The organism is Brevibacillus gelatini (genome assembly GCF_003710935.1).
Lineage (GTDB): Bacteria > Bacillota > Bacilli > Brevibacillales > Brevibacillaceae > Brevibacillus > Brevibacillus gelatini.
Genome location: NZ_RHHS01000046.1, coordinates 1 through 17469, shown reverse-complemented (window position 1 = coordinate 17469; position 17469 = coordinate 1). Strand labels below are relative to the sequence as shown.

Sequence of the window (17469 nt, the reverse complement as noted above, 5' to 3'; positions counted from 1 at the left end):
GGCTTATCATCGCCCGAATTGTGTTATAATGGAAATAGAAACTGTTATGCAACGAGGAGATGAGCGTGGGAATGGACCGTTTTGAATTGGTTTCGGAGTATCAACCGTCCGGTGACCAGCCGACCGCGATCGCCGAACTGGTGGCAGGAATCCGGGCAGGCAAGCGGCACCAGACGTTGCTCGGGGCTACTGGTACGGGAAAAACCTATACGGCTGCCCAGGTGATCGCCCAGGTGAACAAGCCGACACTGGTGATGGCGCACAACAAAACACTGGCTGCCCAGCTATGCGCAGAGTTCAAGGAGTTTTTCCCGAATAACGCGGTGGAATACTTCGTCAGCTATTACGACTACTATCAGCCGGAAGCGTACATTCCCCAATCGGATACGTTTATTGAAAAAGACTCCAGCATCAACGACGAGATCGACAAGCTGCGCCACTCGGCGACCAGTGCCTTGTTTGAGCGGCGCGATGTCATTATTGTGGCATCGGTATCGTGCATCTACGGCCTGGGTTCGCCGGAGGAGTACAAGGAGCTGCTGCTGTCGCTGCGCGTCGGCATGGAAAAAAGCCGGGACGAGGTTTTGCATCGGCTGGTCGACATCCAGTACACGCGCAACGACATCAACTTCACGCGGGGGACCTTCCGGGTGCGCGGAGACGTCCTGGAGATTTTTCCGGCGTCAGAGAGCGAGCAGGCGATTCGCGTGGAGTTTTTCGGAGACGAAATTGAGCGGATCACCGCTATTGATGTGCTGACCGGAGAGATTTTGGGCCAGCGCGAGCACGTAGCCATTTTCCCGGCGTCCCACTATGTTACCCGCGACGAAAAAATGAAGCTGGCTGTCCAAAGCATCGAAGCGGAGCTGGAAGAGCGTCTGGCAGAGCTGCGCGCGGCCGGAAAGCTGCTGGAAGCGCAGCGGCTGGAGCAGCGGACGCGCTATGACATCGAGATGATGCTGGAGATGGGCTTCTGCTCCGGGATTGAAAACTACTCGCGCCACCTGACCGGACTTCCGGCGGGACACGCGCCGTACACGTTGCTGGATTACTTTCCGGACGACTACCTGCTTCTGATTGACGAGTCGCACATGACTTTGCCGCAGGTGCGGGGGATGTACAACGGCGACCAGGCGCGCAAGAACGTGTTGGTCGAGCATGGTTTCCGCCTGCCGTCCGCGAAGGATAACCGACCGCTGCGCTTTGACGAGTTTGAGCAAAAAATCAACCAGGCGATCTACATCTCGGCAACGCCCGGTCCGTATGAACTGGAGCACTGCCCGGTGCTGGTGCAGCAGGTCATTCGCCCGACAGGACTGGTCGACCCGACGATTTCGGTGCGCCCGATCAAAGGGCAAATCGACGATCTGATCGGGGAAATCCAGGCTACGATTGCCAAAAACGAGCGCGTCCTCGTCACGACACTGACGAAAAAAATGGCGGAGGACCTGACGGATTACCTGAAAGAGATCGGGATCAAGGTTCGCTACTTGCACTCCGACATCAAGACGATTGAGCGGATGCAGATTTTGCGATCCTTGCGGTTAGGTGAATTTGACGTGCTGATCGGGATCAACCTGCTGCGGGAAGGTTTGGACTTGCCCGAGGTTTCCCTTGTCGCTATATTGGACGCCGACAAGGAAGGCTTCCTGCGCAACGAGCGCTCCCTGATCCAGACGATCGGGCGGGCAGCCCGGAACGCCGAGGGGCGCGTGATTATGTACGCGGACAAGATGACGGACTCGATGAACGCGGCCATTCGCGAGACGGAGCGTCGCCGTGCCATCCAGATTGCCTACAACGAGAAGCACGGCATCACTCCGCAGACGGTGAAAAAAGCTGTGCGCGAAGTGATCGAGGCGACAAAGGTGGCAGAGGAAAAAGCGGACTATTTGCCACACGCCGATTTCAAGAAGATGCCGAAGAAGGAACGACTGGCTGTCATCGAACGCATGGAAGAAGAAATGAAGGAAGCGGCGCGCAACCTCATGTTCGAGCGAGCGGCCGAGCTGCGTGATTTGATTCTGGAGCTGAAGGCGGAACTCTAAGGAGAGGTATTTTCATGCCATTGGAACATATTGTCGTCAAGGGCGCGCGTGCCCACAATCTGAAAAACATTGATGTAGTAATCCCGCGGGACAAATTCGTCGTGCTGACGGGTTTGTCCGGCTCGGGAAAGTCTTCCCTTGCTTTTGACACGATTTACGCAGAGGGACAACGGCGTTACGTGGAGTCGCTCTCTGCCTATGCCCGCCAGTTTCTCGGGCAGATGGACAAGCCGGATGTGGATTCGATTGAAGGGCTTTCCCCTGCTATTTCCATCGACCAGAAAACGACGAGCCGCAACCCGCGCTCCACTGTCGGTACAGTGACGGAAATCTATGACTATATGCGTCTTTTGTATGCGCGTGTGGGCAGAGCGATCTGTCCCAATCACGGCATCGAGATTCAATCCCAGACGATTGAGCAGATGGTCGATCGCCTGATGGAGTACCCGGAGCGCACGAGAATGCAAATCCTCGCGCCGATGGTACAGGGACGCAAGGGCGAGCACGTCAAACTGCTGGAGGACATTCGCAGGCAGGGCTTCGTGCGCGTACGTGTGAACGGCGAAATTACCGATTTGTCCGAGGACATCAAGCTGGAGAAAAACAAAAAGCACAACATCGAAGTCGTGGTGGACCGCGTTGTCGTGAAGCCGGATGTGCAGTCGCGTCTCGCGGACTCTTTGGAGACGGCGCTGCGGCTTGCGGATGGCAAGGTGATTGTCGACGTGCTGGAGCAGGAGGAGCTGTTGTTCAGCGAGAAGCACGCCTGCCCGGTTTGCGGATTTTCCATCGGCGAGCTGGAGCCGCGGATTTTCTCTTTCAACAGTCCGTTTGGCGCGTGCCCGGAGTGTGACGGTTTGGGCGTAAAGCTGGAGGTAGACCCGGACATGGTCGTTCCGGATGCGACCAAGACGTTGCAAGACGGCGCGATTAGCGCCTGGGAGCCAAAGTCGTCGACCTACTATCAGCAGCTGCTGGAATCGGCTTGCCGCCATTTTCATATTCGCATGGACATCCCGTTTGAGGAGCTGTCGCCTGAGCAGGTACACATTTTGATGTACGGCAGCGAAGGGGAGAAAATCAAGTTCCGCTATGAAAACGAGTTCGGGCAAGTGCGGGAAGCGGTTGTACCGTTTGAAGGCGTCATTCCCAACCTGCAGCGCCGCCATCTGGAAACCAGTTCGGACTATATCCGCGAGCAAATCGAAGGCTTCATGAGCCAGAAACCTTGCCACGTCTGCAAAGGGCATCGTTTGCGCCAGGAGAGTCTGGCTGTAAAGGTCGGAGGGCGCAGCATTTCCGAGCTGACGGAACTGTCGATTCTCGATGCACACCAGTTCATTGATGGACTGGTGTTGACCGAACGGGAAGCGAAAATTGCCAACCTGATCGTGAAGGAAATCAAGGCTCGACTCAACTTTTTGATCGACGTCGGACTGGATTACCTGACATTGAGCCGGGCCGCAGGTACACTGTCCGGGGGAGAGGCGCAGCGGATACGGCTGGCCACCCAGATCGGCTCCAGCCTGATGGGGGTTCTGTACATCCTCGACGAGCCGAGCATCGGGCTGCACCAGCGGGATAACGCCCGCCTGATTAAAACCCTGGAGCATATGACCAGGCTGGGGAACACTCTGATCGTGGTCGAGCATGACGAAGATACGATGTTGGCTTGTGACTACATTATCGACATCGGGCCCGGTGCGGGTATTCACGGCGGTCAGGTAGTGGCTGCGGGCACGCCGGAAGAAGTGATGAAGGATGAAAATTCGCTCACTGGTGCCTATCTCAGCGGGCGCAAATTCATTCCGGTTCCGTTGGAGCGCAGAAAGCCTGCCGACAAGTGGCTCAAGATTGAGGGTGCGAAGGAAAACAACCTGAAAAATGTCACGGCGAAAATTCCGTTAGGATTGTTCGTCGCGGTGACAGGCGTATCGGGTTCCGGGAAAAGTACGCTCATCAACGAAATTTTGCAAAAAGCCCTGTCGCGCGATCTGAACGGCGCCAAAGTAAAGCCGGGCGAACACCGCCGCATCGTGGGGCTGGAGCACCTGGACAAAGTGATTGACATCGACCAGTCTCCCATTGGCCGCACGCCGCGCTCCAATCCGGCGACGTACACAGGCGTCTTTGACGACATTCGCGATCTGTTTGCCTCGACGAACGAAGCGAAGGTGCGCGGATACAAAAAAGGCCGCTTCAGCTTCAACGTCAAGGGCGGCCGCTGCGAGGCGTGCAGCGGTGACGGGATTATCAAGATCGAGATGCACTTTTTGCCGGACGTATACGTGCCTTGCGAGGTGTGCCACGGCAAGCGCTACAACCGCGAGACGCTCGAAGTAAAATACAAAGGCAAGAGCATCGCGGACGTGCTGGAAATGACGATTGAGGATGCAGTGGAGTTTTTCCGCAATCTGCCGAAGATCGAGCGCAAGCTGCAAACGATTGTGGACGTCGGCCTTGGCTACATGAAGCTGGGGCAGCCGGCAACGACACTCTCCGGCGGGGAAGCGCAGCGCGTCAAGCTGGCCTCCGAGCTGTATCGTCGCAGCACAGGCCGCACGCTGTACATTCTGGACGAGCCGACTACAGGCTTGCATACCGATGATATTGACCGTCTGCTGAAAGTGTTGCAGCGTCTGGTGGAAAACGGCGACACTGTCCTTGTGATCGAGCACAACCTGGATGTTATCAAAACAGTCGATTACATCGTGGATCTGGGACCGGAAGGCGGTACGCGCGGCGGACAGATTGTCGGCACAGGTACGCCGGAAGAAGTGGCGCAATTGGAAGGCTCGTACACAGGAACTTACTTGAAGCCGATTTTGGAACGGGATAAAGCGAGAACCATTGCCAAGCTGGAGCAACTGGTATCGAAATAAACAAGGATAGCCTCCCTGGGTAGGTCAGGGGGGCGTCTTTTTCTGTCCAAAAAACGTAGCAAGAGACGGGGGAGAAGAAATGGATTACGCGGCAAAAGCGATTGCGGCCCTGCCAGCCGATCTGGTGGAGGAAGCGAGAAAATGCTTTGACGGTCAGGACCCGGCACACGACTGGCAGCATAACTTGCGTGTGCTGGCCATGTGCGAACGGATCGGCGAAGAGGAAGGGGCGGACATGCTGGTGTTGCGCCTGGCTGCCTTGCTGCACGATGTCGGGAGAGCGGAGGAGCGTCGTACCGGTGAGTGTCACGCTGAGATCAGCGCAAGAGTGGCCGAAAAATGGCTACGCGAGCGGGGGCACGGAGAGAATGTGATCGCGCGAGTGCAGTCAGCGATTCTTGCCCATCGCTTTCGCAAGGAGCGCCCGCCTGTAAGCTTGGAAGAACAAATTTTGTTCGATGCGGATAAGCTCGATTCGATTGGCGCTATTGGAGTTGCCCGAGTTTTTGCTTATACTGGGGTTATTGGAGGTCCTATCCAATCCGACGACCCACAGCAGCATACCCCGGCAAAGGAATACGCCTGGAAGCTCACGCGCATCAAGGACAGGCTGTTCACCAAAACGGCCCGGGAGATTGCCCAGGAGCGGCACGCGTTCATGGCCCGCTTTTTTGAACAGTGGGAGTTGGAAGTGAAAGGGCTCCAGTAGACGCTGGGGACACTGGCGGAAGGAGGAATGGGAATGATCCGCTGGATAATCAAAATGCTCCTGAACGGAGCCGCCCTGCTTTTGATTAGCAAATGGTTTGCGTCCATTTACGTTGCAAATTTTACCGTTGCTTTGTGGGCCATTCTGATTTTGGGTGTCGTGAACACATTGATTCGCCCGGTGCTGATGTTTTTTACTTTTCCACTGACGATCTTGACGATGGGGCTTTTCTGGTTTGTCATCAACGCTGTGACATTTGCCCTGACAGCTTATTTCATTGACGGATTCGAAGTGGGACCGTGGCCGGACAATATCGGCATCGTCATCGTGGCAGCCGCGCTTATGAGTCTTTTTGGCTGGTTGATTGAGATGGTTGTCGGTATGAAAAAAGAGAGAAGGTAGAAAGCAAAAAAACCCGCGGACTCGTTGGAAGAGTTCGCGGGGTTGTTATTGTGATGGGGTTATGGTTGTTTATTTGTCTTAACATCTTCTCGCATATGAGGTGGAATTGGTTCGTATAAAAATCCACCTTTCATAACACCTGCGACGCTCAGGACTGACAAAGCACCAAAGAAACTGCAAACAGAGGAAAGCACTTTCTTCATGAGTATCATCCTTTCGAAAATGTTTTTTCTAAGAAAGATACAAAGCGAAACGAAACAGGCATGAGAAGAAGAGACTGATAAGTAATTGCTAGTGTATAAGTCATAGACAACTTATAGGAATATCTTACCAAAAAGAGTGAGAGAATGCAACCAACAACTATCAGTAGAATAGCAATTGTTCGATGCTTTTTCCGGATATTTGGGTTGTCTGGCATGTATGTATGTTTAGCTGGAGCATAAGCATAATTGATGAACGTTCCTACCCCTGCAACGAGAAGTATGAGGATCGACATGATGCCAACAGAAGCCAGGGAAACATACTTGATAATAGCGCCGCCAATCAGTAAGAGTAGGAGTGTCGCAACTAGACAGGACCATGGGTTTTTAAAATGCACGCCGCCTGTGAAAAAACGGAGTAGAAAAAAGAAGCAAAGGAGAGGCAAGACTTCTCCTAGTAAGTTGAATATCGCAGAAAAGAGTACGATAACGAAAAGATTGATGACATTGAGCAAAAAGATTTCAATTCCATGCGCCAATTGTCCCACGGTGTACGGTGAACCTTCTGTCTTAATCGCATGGGCAATTTTTCCAGACAATTTTTCTGTCCAGGTCATTTGGTTGCCCCCTTGCTAGCGATTTGCAAAAGAAATGCGAAAACTGGTGATACCGTCAGTGGATTTGACTTGAATGTTACCGTTGTAGCGTTCCGCCACGTTTTTGACGATGGCTAGTCCAAGCCCGCCTTCTCCTTTCTTCTTTGTGGTATAGCCCATATGAAAGATTTCCTGCAGTTGACATTCCGGGATTGTCGGACCGCTATTTTCGATATACAGGAAGTGTTCATCTTCGGTCTGTCCCCATTCCAGACGTATGTAACGGTTTTCCTCCAGTTCGTAGGAGGTTGCGCGTATGGCGTTATCCAGCAAATTACCCAGGATTTTGATTAAATCGTATGTTTTGTAGTGGGAGAACTGGCTGATCTCCTTGATTTCCATCGTAAGCGAGATCCGTTCAGCCAGACAAACTACCATTTTTGATTGCAGTAAGGAAGCGATAGCCGGGTTTTTGATACGCTCCAATACTTGTGAGCTGGAGTCAGCTGATCTTTCAATCAGTACCGTTTCCTTTAATAATTGCTCTACGTATTCTTTGGCATGACTATGTAATTCTTTTTTCAAAAATCCATTGATAGCCGTGTAATGGTTCAAAGAATCGTGTTTGATTGAACGAACAGCAGTAAAGAGGTCCTGAATGCTGTTCATATAAGGGGTACCGGTCTCTTCTTCCACACGGTTGATCGTCAGATTGAGGTAAATCCGGAACAAGATCACGATTGCAATAAACAAAGCCAGGATGGCCAACTGGAAATACAGTTGGAATTGCGGAGTATACAAGGCGAATATGGATGTATTGTTTCCCCGCAGAAAGAATGAAGTATTCATGAATAAAATAAGAAAAAATTCAATGCTGCCTAATAGTATCAGCAGGAATAAATAACGATTTAAGCGGTTGTGCTGAAATAGCTGATGAATGTCGAATTTGGTTTTTCGCAATACGATCGCGATGGTTAGAAATACCCCTATATATAGTAAACGGGCAAGTGTTGCCAGCATTGTAGTAGACAAGATTTCTTCCAGGAATAACTGTTGACTGTTAAAAATAGCGAGAATAATGGATTCGTTAAGAATCATGACGCCGAGAGCGACTGTTCCCATAAAGACCGATTTTAATAGATTGAATCGGTAAATAAGGAGCAAGAGCACAGTTGTACATAAAAACATCAACAGCACTTTCGGTTGATAAAGCACTTCCAACAATGTAAGCAGCTCGCCTGTCAGTGCAAATAGCAAGCTAAACAGAATGGCTTGTTTCTTCTTTTCGAACACCGATATATTGAACAAAGCCAAACTAATCGTCAGTAGCAAGAAGGCTTCGGGTAGGTCTACGAGTAAGAAGCGAAGTATAAAGTCCAAGGTGTTGCCTCCTCTTTTTTTCCGACATTCGGAGTAAAACAGTCTATATTTGCACTTTACCTCAGATTTTGCCTAATACCAACCTCATTTTCTATCTTAAGAAATAACGTGAAAAATGTAAATGATACGACAATTCGCGAGATTAGACAAGTTCCGTGACGAGAGGCAAAGGTTGTCGGGGGCTTGACGGTTTCGATACAATAGAGGCACATAACCGGGGACGGATCATCCCAGATAAAGGGGGAAGCTTTCATGCGCAAGACAAAGGTGAGCCACCTTGCGGAACATTTCAATATGACAGTTTTGAGTGGGGAAGAGGGGCTTGGGCGCGAAATTACCGTAACGGATTTGAGTCGTCCGGGCTTGCAGCTGGCAGGCTACTACTCCTACTACGCGGAGGAACGGATTCAGCTGTTCGGCTTGACGGAGATCAACTTTTTCCAGACATTGAGCCGGGAGGAACGACTGGAGCGCATGAACTTTTTGATGCAGGGGAAGACTCCCTGCTTTTGTGTAACGCGCAACCAGCCTGTCCCGGAGGAGATGATCGAAGCCTCGAACACCTGGGGAGTGCCTGTGCTGCATTCGCCTTTGGCGACGACGACCCTGGTGGGCAAAATGACCAACTTCCTGGAAAACCGTCTGGCGCCTACCACCACCATTCATGGCGTGCTGACCGACATATACGGGGTCGGCGTCCTGATTATGGGATCGAGCGGAATCGGGAAAAGCGAAGCGGCTTTGGAACTGGTCAAACGCGGCCATCGTCTTGTGGCGGATGATGCAGTCGAAATTCGCCAGACGCAGGCCGGGCAGCTGAGCGGCAGCGCACCTGAGCTGATTCAGCATTTGCTGGAGATTCGCGGCGTGGGGATTATCAATGTGATGACCATGTTCGGGGCAGGGGCTGTCCGCAACGTGAAAAATATTGAGATGGTCGTGCAACTGGAGCTGTGGGAACCGCACAAAATGTACGAGCGTCTTGGACTGGACGAAGAAACGCTGAAAATCATGGATACGGACATTCCGATCATTACCGTACCTGTGCGGCCTGGGCGAAATCTGGCTGTCATCATTGAAGTGGCAGCGATGAACTTCCGCTTGAAGCGGATGGGCTACAATGCAGCGATGCACTTCTCGCGCAAGCAGTCGAACGCCATTCTGGAAGATGCCGATTCAGACTTTTAGGACGGAGAGTGGCGCATGAGGAAGACTACACGTTATCCGGTCCAGGGGCCAAACCCGCTCTGGCAAATGTACCGCACAGTAAGCTTCTGGAAAGTCGTGAAAAACTTCATCGTCATCCAGCTTGCCCGCTACACGCCTTTTCCGTCATGGAAAAACTGGATGTACCGCACCTTTTTGCGGATGGAGGTCGGGCAGGAAACGGCAGTGGCGCTGATGGTCATGATGGACACGATGTTTCCGGAGTTGATAAAAATCGGCAAAAACAGTGTGATTGGCTACAATACGACCATTCTCGCCCACGAGTATCTCGTCGAGGAATACCGGCTGGGAGAAGTGCGCATTGGCGACAGGGTGCTGATTGGGGCCAACTCGACGATTTTGCCGGGAGTGACGATTGGGGACGGGGCGATTGTGGCTGCGGGAACGGTGGTCCACAAGGACGTGGCGCCCGGGTCTTTTGTCGGCGGCAACCCGATGCGCGTGATTCGGGCTGGAGAGCCTGAAGAAAAATAGCCTTGCGTATCGCCTGGCAGGGAAAGAACATGGGCATGGAGAAAAGGAGTCCGTTTTGGCGGGCTCCTTTTTCAATCGCTTCCGCTTCCAGAGCGGGACTTTTGGTGGGAAGGCGGCGTACAGGAATATATTCAAGAATCTTCCGACTATTCTTATCTCCGTTGACCGCGAGCTGTCTTCGTGTTAATCTTCAACATAACACTTTAGTTTGCTACCATATTAGCAGGGTAAAGCGAACTGGAACGATGGAGGGAATGACGATGGCGAAGCCGTTGGGATTTGAAAAACCGCTGGGGATGCGGGACATATTACCAGAATCACTGGCGAAGCAACGGCATTTGGAGTGGGCGCTGCGGCATTGTATCGAACGGTGGGGGTACGAGGAAATTTCCACGCCGTCGCTGGAGTATTACGATACGGTGGGAATGGCGAGTGCAACGCTGACAGACCGAATGTTTCGCCTGTTGGATAAACAGGGGCATACGGTCGTCCTGCGGCCGGACATGACGACCCCAATCGCTCGCGTTGTTTCTTCTCTATATAAAGATGTGCCGTTGCCGATCCGCCTGTTTTATCAGGCCAACGTGTTTCGCGCCCAGGAGAAGGAAGCGGGCCGGAACGCGGAGTTTTTCCAAACAGGGATCGAGCTGATTGGCGATGGCTCTGTGGATGCCGATGCGGAAGCGATCGCGCTCGCTGTTTTTTGTTTGCGGGCGGCCGGTGTGGAGACGTTTCGGATTGCGATCGGGCACGTTGATTTTGTTGACGGACTGCTGGAAGACGTGATCGCCGAAGAGGAGGTTCGCCAGCAATTTCGCCAGTATTTGCACGAGCGTGATTTTGTCGGCTTCCGCCAATTGCTGGAGACGGTTGCGATTGACTCTGAGGGGAAAAAACGGCTGGACGCCCTGCTTCGCCTGCGCGGCGGAAAAAGCAAAATCGCCGAGGCGCGGGAGCTTGCGGGTGACGGAAAAGCAGGGCGGGCGGTTGAGACGATTGCTTCCTTGTGGGAAGCGCTGGAAGCATACGGAGTTACCGATGATTTGCTGCTGGATTTCAATCTGATTATCAATCTGAACTACTATACAGGCGTTGTTTTCGAAGGCTACGCCGCCGATCTCGGCTCTCCGTTGCTGGGCGGCGGTCGTTACGATCAGCTTTTGGCCCAGTTTGGGCGCTCTGCACCTGCCACCGGATTTGCGATCAAAATGGATCGGCTGCTGACAGTCACGCCGTCGCTGCGAGACCAAGAGCCAAAACGCATTTTGCTGCTTTATACAGAGGCTCGGCGGTCGGAAGCATTGGCAAAGGCGCAGCAGTTGCGGGCGGATTCCCAGGTGGTCGTGACCCGGCTCGTAGCGGGCAAAGCGGAGATAATGGCAGAGAGCGGGCAAGGCTATAGCAAGGTGATCTGCATGACGGAACAGGAGGAGTAGGAGATGGCGTTTTTCGCAAATGAGCAAAAGCTGACGATTGCCATGCCCAAAGGGCGAATTTTTGAAGAGGCTGTGCACTTTTTGCAGCAGGCGGGTTTGGAGGTAACGGCTGAACTGCAGGATTCGCGCAAGCTGGTCATTCCCGTGGAAAATGCCAGGCTCGAATTTATTTTGGCAAAGCCTACCGATGTCCCGACCTATGTGGAATACGGAGTGGCGGACGTAGGTGTGGTCGGCAAGGATGTTTTGCTCGAAGAAGAACGGGATGTCTACGAGCTGCTGGACCTGCAGATCGGCTACTGCCGGATGATGGTTGCCGGACTGCCTGACTGGAAACCGACAGAAGCGCTGAGAGTGGCGACCAAATATCCGAAGATCGCTTCCCGCTATTTTCGCGAGCAGGGGCAGCAGGTGGAGGTTATCAAGCTGAACGGCTCGGTGGAGCTGGCACCGATGATCGGGCTTGCAGACCGGATTGTCGATATTGTCTCTACCGGCCGGACCTTAAAAGAAAATGGCCTGGTCGAGCTGGAGCATATTTGCGAGATTACGACGCGGCTGATTGCCAACCGTGCCAGCTACCGGATGAAGAGTGAAGCGGTCGATGAAATCGCCGGAAAGTTTCTGGAGGTTATTCCTGGTAAAAAATAGAGAGCAGGAGGGGAGAGGCATCATGCGGATTATGGAAGCGAGTCAGTTTGACGGAAAGCGGTCGGTGGAGTCGGGAACGAGAGAGCAGCAGGAAGCCGTCAGGGCCATTCTCGCCGATGTTCGAAAGCGAAAGGACGAAGCGTTGCGGGAGTATACAGAGAGGTTTGACCGGGTGCGGCTGGAGACGTTTCGGGTGAGCGAAGCGGAGTTTGCCGAAGCGAATGAGCAAGTCTCCCCGCAGGTGAAAGCGGCTTTGCAGGAGGCGGCGGAAAACATCCGCGATTACCACAGCCGCCAAGTGCGCCAGTCGTGGTTTGTGACAAAGGAGAGCGGCACGATGCTGGGACAGTTGATTCGCCCTTTGCAGCGTGCGGGACTGTATGTGCCGGGGGGCACCGCCGCCTATCCGTCCAGTGTCCTGATGAATGCGATCCCGGCCAAAATTGCAGGCGTTCCCGAGGTGGTCATTACTACCCCGCCGGGAGCGGACGGCAAGGTCAATCCGGCGATTCTCGTAGCGGCGCAGATTGCGGGGGTGACGGAGGTTTACAAAGTGGGCGGAGCGCAGGCAATCGCGGCACTCACCTATGGCACGGAGCAAATCAAGGCGGTGGACAAGATCGTCGGGCCGGGCAATATTTTTGTCGCATTGGCAAAGCGCGAGGTGTTCGGGCTGGTCAGCATTGACATGGTTGCCGGGCCAAGCGAAATTGCCGTGCTGGCGGATGATACCGCCAATGCGCGTTATGTCGCTGCCGATTTGCTGTCGCAGGCGGAGCATGATCCGATGTCGGCTGCGATTTTGGTCACGCCTTCGCGGAAGCTGGCCGAGCAGGTGGCGCTGGAGGTAGCGCGGCAGCTTGCCGAACTGCCGCGCCAGTCGATTGCGGCAGCGGCGATACGCGATTACGGGGCCATTTTGCTCGTGGAAGACTTGGACGAAGGGTTCGCCGTCATCAACCGGATCGCTCCCGAGCATTTGGAGATCATGATTGCAGAGCCGTTTTCGCAGTTGGGCAAAGTACAAAACGCCGGGGCGATTTTTCTCGGTCCGTACAGCTCGGAGCCTGTCGGAGATTATTTTGCCGGAACCAACCATGTGATTCCGACAAACGGCACGGCGCGTTTTTCCTCGCCGCTGTCGGTGGATGATTTTATCAAAAAGTCCAGTGTCGTCTCTTACAGCAAGAGCGACCTCATGAAAAACGGGCCAAAAATCGTGACCCTGGCCGAACAGGAAGGGCTGGCCGGGCATGGACGCGCCATAACCGAGAGACTGCGCGACTTTGATCGCGAAGAGCAGGAGTGACCAGTGATGAGTGAGCGTACAATTCGCACAGCAGCTATTGAGCGCAATACAAATGAGACGCAAATCGCCCTTTCCTTTGGGATAGATGGGACAGGCGAAAGCAGGCAGGATTCGGGCGTGCCTTTTCTGGACCACATGCTGGACCTGTTCACCCGGCATGGACATTTCGATCTGACGGTAAAAGCAAAAGGAGACATCGAAATCGACTACCACCACACGGTAGAGGACATCGGCATCTGTCTCGGACATTGCATCCGTGAGGCGTTGGGTGACAAAAAAGGGATCAAGCGCTACGGAAACGCCTTTGTTCCGATGGATGACGCACTGGCGCAGGTTGTGATCGACATCAGCAACCGGCCGCATTTGGAGTACCGGGCAGCTTATCCGACAAACATAGTCGGCCAATTCCCGACGGAGCTTGTGCATGAATTTTTGTGGAAGCTGGCACTCGAAGCGCGAATCAACCTCCATGTGATCTTGCACTACGGCCACAATACGCATCACATGATCGAGGCAATATTCAAGGCGCTGGGCCGCGCTCTGGACGAAGCGACGACGATCGATCCGCGTGTAAAAGGGGTCCCGTCTACCAAAGGGGTTTTGTAGAATGATCGGCATCATTGATTACGGCATGGGCAATTTGTACAGCTTGAGCAAGGCTTTGGAGCGGCTCGGATATTCGTATGAGTTCGTCTCGGTGCCTGAGCGGCTGCAGGAGTACAGCGGGCTGATTTTGCCGGGGGTAGGCGCTTTTGGCGACGCGATTGCAAACATCAGGGAGCTGGGGCTGGATCGGGCGATTGAAGCATACGTCGCTTCCGAACGGCCGATCTTGGGCATTTGCCTGGGGATGCAGCTTTTGTTTGACAAAAGCGAGGAAAACGGCGAAAACACCGGACTCGGCCTGATTCACGGTGAGGCAGTGCGTTTTCGCGGCGATTACAAAGTCCCGCACATGGGCTGGAACCAGTTGCGTCCAAAGCAGGAGCATCCGCTTCTGGAGGGCGTGCGTGAAGGCGAGTACGTTTATTTTGTTCACTCGTACCATGTGCTGTGCGAACCGGACGTGCTCTTGGCGACGAGCGACTATCATCAGGAGGTCACGGCGATTGTCGGGCGCGGCCAGGTGTACGGGATGCAATTCCATCCGGAAAAGAGCGGAGAGACGGGGATGCGGCTGCTGCGCAATTTTGCCGTTCAATGCGAGGGGGTTTTGGCGTGAGTTTTATCATTTATCCAGCTATTGATATTCGCGGTGGAAAATGTGTGCGGCTGTTTCAAGGGGATTACGCCCAGGAGACTGTGTATGCGGATTCGCCTGTTGCCATGGCAAAGCGTTGGGTAGAGCAAGGAGCCGAGTGGGTGCACCTCGTTGACCTGGACGGTGCCAAGGAAGGAAAGCCGGTCAATGCGTCCATCATCAAGGAAATCGCCCGCACAGTGTCCGTCCCAGTACAGGTTGGCGGCGGCATTCGGACGGAAGAGCAGATCAAGGACTATTTGGATGCAGGCGTGGCGCGGGTAATTGTCGGGACCGCCGCGATTGAAGACGAGCCTTTTACGAAACGGATTTTGCAGGCGTACGGCGACAAAATCGCGATTGGCCTGGACTGCCGCAAGGGTCTGGTAGCTACGCGTGGCTGGCTTACGACAACAGACGTCGCTGCGACAGAGCTGGCAAAACGGCTGGTGACATACGGCGCGGAAACGTTTATTTATACCGATATTGCCCGCGACGGCACGATGACAGGACCAAACGTCGAGGAAATCGCAGCACTTGCGCAAGCGACAGGCAAGTCGGTCATTGCCTCTGGAGGCGTGAGCCAACTGAATGACCTGCTCGTTTTGGCTGAGCATGCGTCAGACGGAGTGTCCGGCGCGATTGTCGGAAAAGCTCTTTACACGGACGCTTTCACACTGGAAGAAGCGCTGGCCCGCATGGAAGGACGTGAGCCGGATGTTGGCTAAAAGAATTATCCCGTGCCTCGATGTCAAAGACGGGCGGGTTGTAAAAGGGGTCCAGTTTGTCGGGCTGCGCGACGCCGGAGATCCGGTCGAGCTGGCGAAAAAGTACAGTGAAGAGCGTGCGGACGAGCTGGTGTTCCTGGATATTTCCGCCTCCCACGAAGGGCGCAAGACGATGGTGGATGTCATCGAGCGTACGGCGGCCAACATTACGATTCCGTTTACCGTTGGCGGCGGCATCAACAGCGTGGAGGACATGAAGCGGATTTTGCGCGCCGGAGCGGACAAAATTTCGCTGAACACAGCTGCTGTGCTTCGTCCCGAGCTTGTTCGCGAAGGAGCGAATGTGTTCGGCTCCCAGTGCATCGTGGTCGCGATTGACGCCAGGTCGGTAGGGGAAGGGCGCTGGGAAGTGTACACGCACGGCGGGCGCAATGCTGCCGGAAAAGATGTCGTTAGTTGGGCGCAGGAAGTGGAAGCGCTGGGAGCGGGCGAAATTCTTTTGACCAGCATGGATGATGACGGCGAGAAAAAGGGGTTTGGGATCGAATTGACCAGACGCGTCTCGGAAGCGGTAAACATCCCGGTCATTGCCTCCGGAGGGGCAGGCTCGAAGGAACACTTTTACGACGTGCTGACAGCGGGGCGGGCAGATGCGGCGCTGGCAGCTTCCATTTTCCACTATGATGAGACGTCCATCCAGTCGGTGAAAGAATATCTCCAGACCAAAGGAGTTGTGGTGCGGCCATGACAGTAGAGCTTTTTACAGCAGAAAACGTGCGCTTTGACGAAAAAGGACTGGTTCCTGTCATTGTACAGGATGCGGTGAGCAAGGTTGTTCTGACGCTTGCCTATATGAACAAAGAGTCGCTGCAACGGTCGCTTGAGACAAAAGAAACGTGGTTTTGGAGCCGTTCGCGACAGGAGCTGTGGCACAAAGGGGCAACATCCGGGAATACACAGCGGATTGTTTCCATTCAGGCGGATTGTGACGGGGATGCGCTCGTTGTACAAGTCGTGCCGAATGGGCCAGCCTGTCATACAGGTGCCTATAGCTGCTTTGCCGGGGAGCTTTTGGCAGGGGGGCAGGAGCGGGAAACAGGCGAGAGCAGTGAGAAAGCTGTTACAGCCGATAAGGGCGCGACAGTCGACCGCTTTGCGATTCTGGGCGAACTGGAAGCACTGATCGCTGCTCGCGAGGCCGAGCGTCCGGAAGGGTCGTACACGACCTATTTGTTCGAGAAAGGCGTCGACAAGATTTTGAAAAAAGTCGGAGAAGAGGCCGCCGAGGTGATTATCGCCGCGAAAAATCGCAGCCACGAAGAACTGCGCTACGAGGCTTCCGACTTGATTTTCCACTTGCTTGTCCTGCTGCGCGAGCAGAAGCTGCCGCTGGATGATGTGCTGGCTGAGTTGCAAAGGCGGCGGTGAGGCGCTGGTGCTGCTTGCGAGAAAACCACTCTGTGATCGAAGAGTGGTTTTTTGTTGTGGTTTCAGCGGAGGTTTCAAAATTGGACTGGAAGAAAAAAACTTTAAAAAATGCTATTGATTTCGCATCTTGGATGTGATAGATTATTCCTTGTCGCCAAGAGGGACGACAAAACACGAGAAAAGATAACAAGTTTTGATAAAAAAATCTTGACTCGTAAATGACGAGCGTGATAAGATATAAAACGTTCGACAAAAAATGCTCTTTGAAAACTGAACAGCGAAAGCGTTGATGAGTCTATCATTATTAAATGATTTTACCAGCTTCGAACCAGTACCAAACTTTATTGGAGAGTTTGATCCTGGCTCAGGACGAACGCTGGCGGCGTGCCTAATACATGCAAGTCGAGCGAGGGTTTTCGAACCCTAGCGGCGGACGGGTGAGTAACACGTAGGCAACCTGCCTCTCAGACCGGGATAACATAGGGAAACTTATGCTAATACCGGATAGGTTTTTGGATCGCATGATCTGAAAAGGAAAGATGGCGTTTGCTATCACTGGGAGATGGGCCTGCGGCGCATTAGCTAGTTGGTGGGGTAACGGCCTACCAAGGCGACGATGCGTAGCCGACCTGAGAGGGTGACCGGCCACACTGGGACTGAGACACGGCCCAGACTCCTACGGGAGGCAGCAGTAGGGAATTTTCCACAATGGACGAAAGTCTGATGGAGCAACGCCGCGTGAACGATGAAGGTCTTCGG

At 53.6% G+C, this 17469-nt stretch carries 17 protein-coding genes and 1 rRNA gene; 15 read left to right on the top strand and 3 right to left on the bottom strand.

What is annotated here, in order from left to right; all coding sequences use genetic code 11:
* The first annotated feature begins 71 nt into the window (after positions 1–71).
* The 4 genes from uvrB (at position 72) to EDM57_RS18535 (ending at position 6041) form a co-directional block, all read left to right on the top strand.
* Positions 72–2048, top strand: a complete 1977-nt coding sequence (uvrB, locus tag EDM57_RS18550) for an excinuclease ABC subunit UvrB (protein ID WP_122906182.1) — start codon at positions 72–74, stop codon at positions 2046–2048.
* 14 nt (positions 2049–2062) lie between these two features.
* The gene (gene uvrA / locus EDM57_RS18545) at positions 2063–4930 is read left to right on the top strand and encodes an excinuclease ABC subunit UvrA (RefSeq protein WP_122906181.1); all 2868 of its coding nucleotides are present in this window, start codon (positions 2063–2065) and stop codon (positions 4928–4930) included.
* Between the two features lie 79 nt (positions 4931–5009).
* Complete coding sequence (locus tag EDM57_RS18540) at positions 5010–5639, top strand: HD domain-containing protein (protein WP_122906180.1); 630 nt, start codon at positions 5010–5012, stop codon at positions 5637–5639.
* 33 nt (positions 5640–5672) lie between these two features.
* Complete coding sequence (locus EDM57_RS18535; RefSeq protein ID WP_122906179.1) at positions 5673–6041, top strand: phage holin family protein; 369 nt, start codon at positions 5673–5675, stop codon at positions 6039–6041.
* A 59-nt stretch (positions 6042–6100) separates the two neighbouring features.
* On the opposite strand, the gene EDM57_RS23435 is transcribed toward EDM57_RS18535, so the two are convergent.
* The 3 genes from EDM57_RS23435 to EDM57_RS18525 are packed head-to-tail and all read right to left on the bottom strand — an operon-like array spanning position 6101 to position 8217.
* The gene (locus EDM57_RS23435; protein WP_170163474.1) at positions 6101–6244 is read right to left on the bottom strand and encodes a hypothetical protein; all 144 of its coding nucleotides are present in this window, start codon (positions 6242–6244) and stop codon (positions 6101–6103) included.
* Positions 6245–6249: 5 nt separating this feature from the next.
* Positions 6250–6858, bottom strand: a complete 609-nt coding sequence (locus tag EDM57_RS18530) for an accessory gene regulator ArgB-like protein (protein WP_122906178.1) — start codon at positions 6856–6858, stop codon at positions 6250–6252.
* A 15-nt stretch (positions 6859–6873) separates the two neighbouring features.
* Entirely contained in the window at positions 6874–8217 is a 1344-nt protein-coding gene (locus tag EDM57_RS18525) for a sensor histidine kinase (RefSeq protein ID WP_122906177.1), read from the bottom strand.
* A 252-nt stretch (positions 8218–8469) separates the two neighbouring features.
* Here EDM57_RS18525 and hprK point away from each other — a divergent pair, with 252 nt between their 5' ends.
* The 11 genes from hprK to EDM57_RS18470 form a co-directional block, all read left to right on the top strand.
* Positions 8470–9405: an HPr(Ser) kinase/phosphatase gene (hprK, locus tag EDM57_RS18520; protein WP_122906176.1), complete on the top strand. Its 936-nt coding sequence runs from the start codon at positions 8470–8472 to the stop codon at positions 9403–9405.
* Positions 9406–9420: 15 nt separating this feature from the next.
* Entirely contained in the window at positions 9421–9918 is a 498-nt protein-coding gene (locus EDM57_RS18515; RefSeq protein ID WP_122906175.1) for an acyltransferase, read from the top strand.
* A gap of 260 nt (positions 9919–10178) precedes the next feature.
* Complete coding sequence (locus tag EDM57_RS18510; protein ID WP_122906174.1) at positions 10179–11354, top strand: ATP phosphoribosyltransferase regulatory subunit; 1176 nt, start codon at positions 10179–10181, stop codon at positions 11352–11354.
* A 3-nt stretch (positions 11355–11357) separates the two neighbouring features.
* A complete protein-coding gene (gene hisG, locus EDM57_RS18505) occupies positions 11358–12005 on the top strand; it encodes an ATP phosphoribosyltransferase (RefSeq protein WP_122906173.1) in 648 nt (215 codons plus the stop codon).
* Between the two features lie 22 nt (positions 12006–12027).
* The gene (gene hisD, locus EDM57_RS18500; RefSeq protein ID WP_122906172.1) at positions 12028–13314 is read left to right on the top strand and encodes a histidinol dehydrogenase; all 1287 of its coding nucleotides are present in this window, start codon (positions 12028–12030) and stop codon (positions 13312–13314) included.
* A gap of 6 nt (positions 13315–13320) precedes the next feature.
* The gene (hisB, locus tag EDM57_RS18495; RefSeq protein WP_122906171.1) at positions 13321–13920 is read left to right on the top strand and encodes an imidazoleglycerol-phosphate dehydratase HisB; all 600 of its coding nucleotides are present in this window, start codon (positions 13321–13323) and stop codon (positions 13918–13920) included.
* A 1-nt stretch (position 13921) separates the two neighbouring features.
* Complete coding sequence (gene hisH, locus EDM57_RS18490) at positions 13922–14536, top strand: imidazole glycerol phosphate synthase subunit HisH (protein ID WP_122906170.1); 615 nt, start codon at positions 13922–13924, stop codon at positions 14534–14536.
* On the top strand, positions 14533–15282 hold the full coding sequence (hisA, locus tag EDM57_RS18485; RefSeq protein ID WP_122906169.1) for a 1-(5-phosphoribosyl)-5-[(5-phosphoribosylamino)methylideneamino]imidazole-4-carboxamide isomerase: 750 nt from the start codon (positions 14533–14535) through the stop codon (positions 15280–15282). The genes hisH and hisA overlap by 4 nt, the downstream gene beginning before the upstream one ends.
* Positions 15272–16030, top strand: a complete 759-nt coding sequence (gene hisF, locus EDM57_RS18480) for an imidazole glycerol phosphate synthase subunit HisF (RefSeq protein ID WP_122906168.1) — start codon at positions 15272–15274, stop codon at positions 16028–16030. Before hisA ends, hisF begins: the two co-directional genes overlap by 11 nt.
* Complete coding sequence (hisIE, locus tag EDM57_RS18475) at positions 16027–16710, top strand: bifunctional phosphoribosyl-AMP cyclohydrolase/phosphoribosyl-ATP diphosphatase HisIE (protein ID WP_122906167.1); 684 nt, start codon at positions 16027–16029, stop codon at positions 16708–16710. The genes hisF and hisIE overlap by 4 nt, the downstream gene beginning before the upstream one ends.
* A 341-nt stretch (positions 16711–17051) precedes the next feature.
* Positions 17052–17469: ribosomal RNA gene (locus EDM57_RS18470) — 16S ribosomal RNA — on the top strand; the annotation flags it as partial.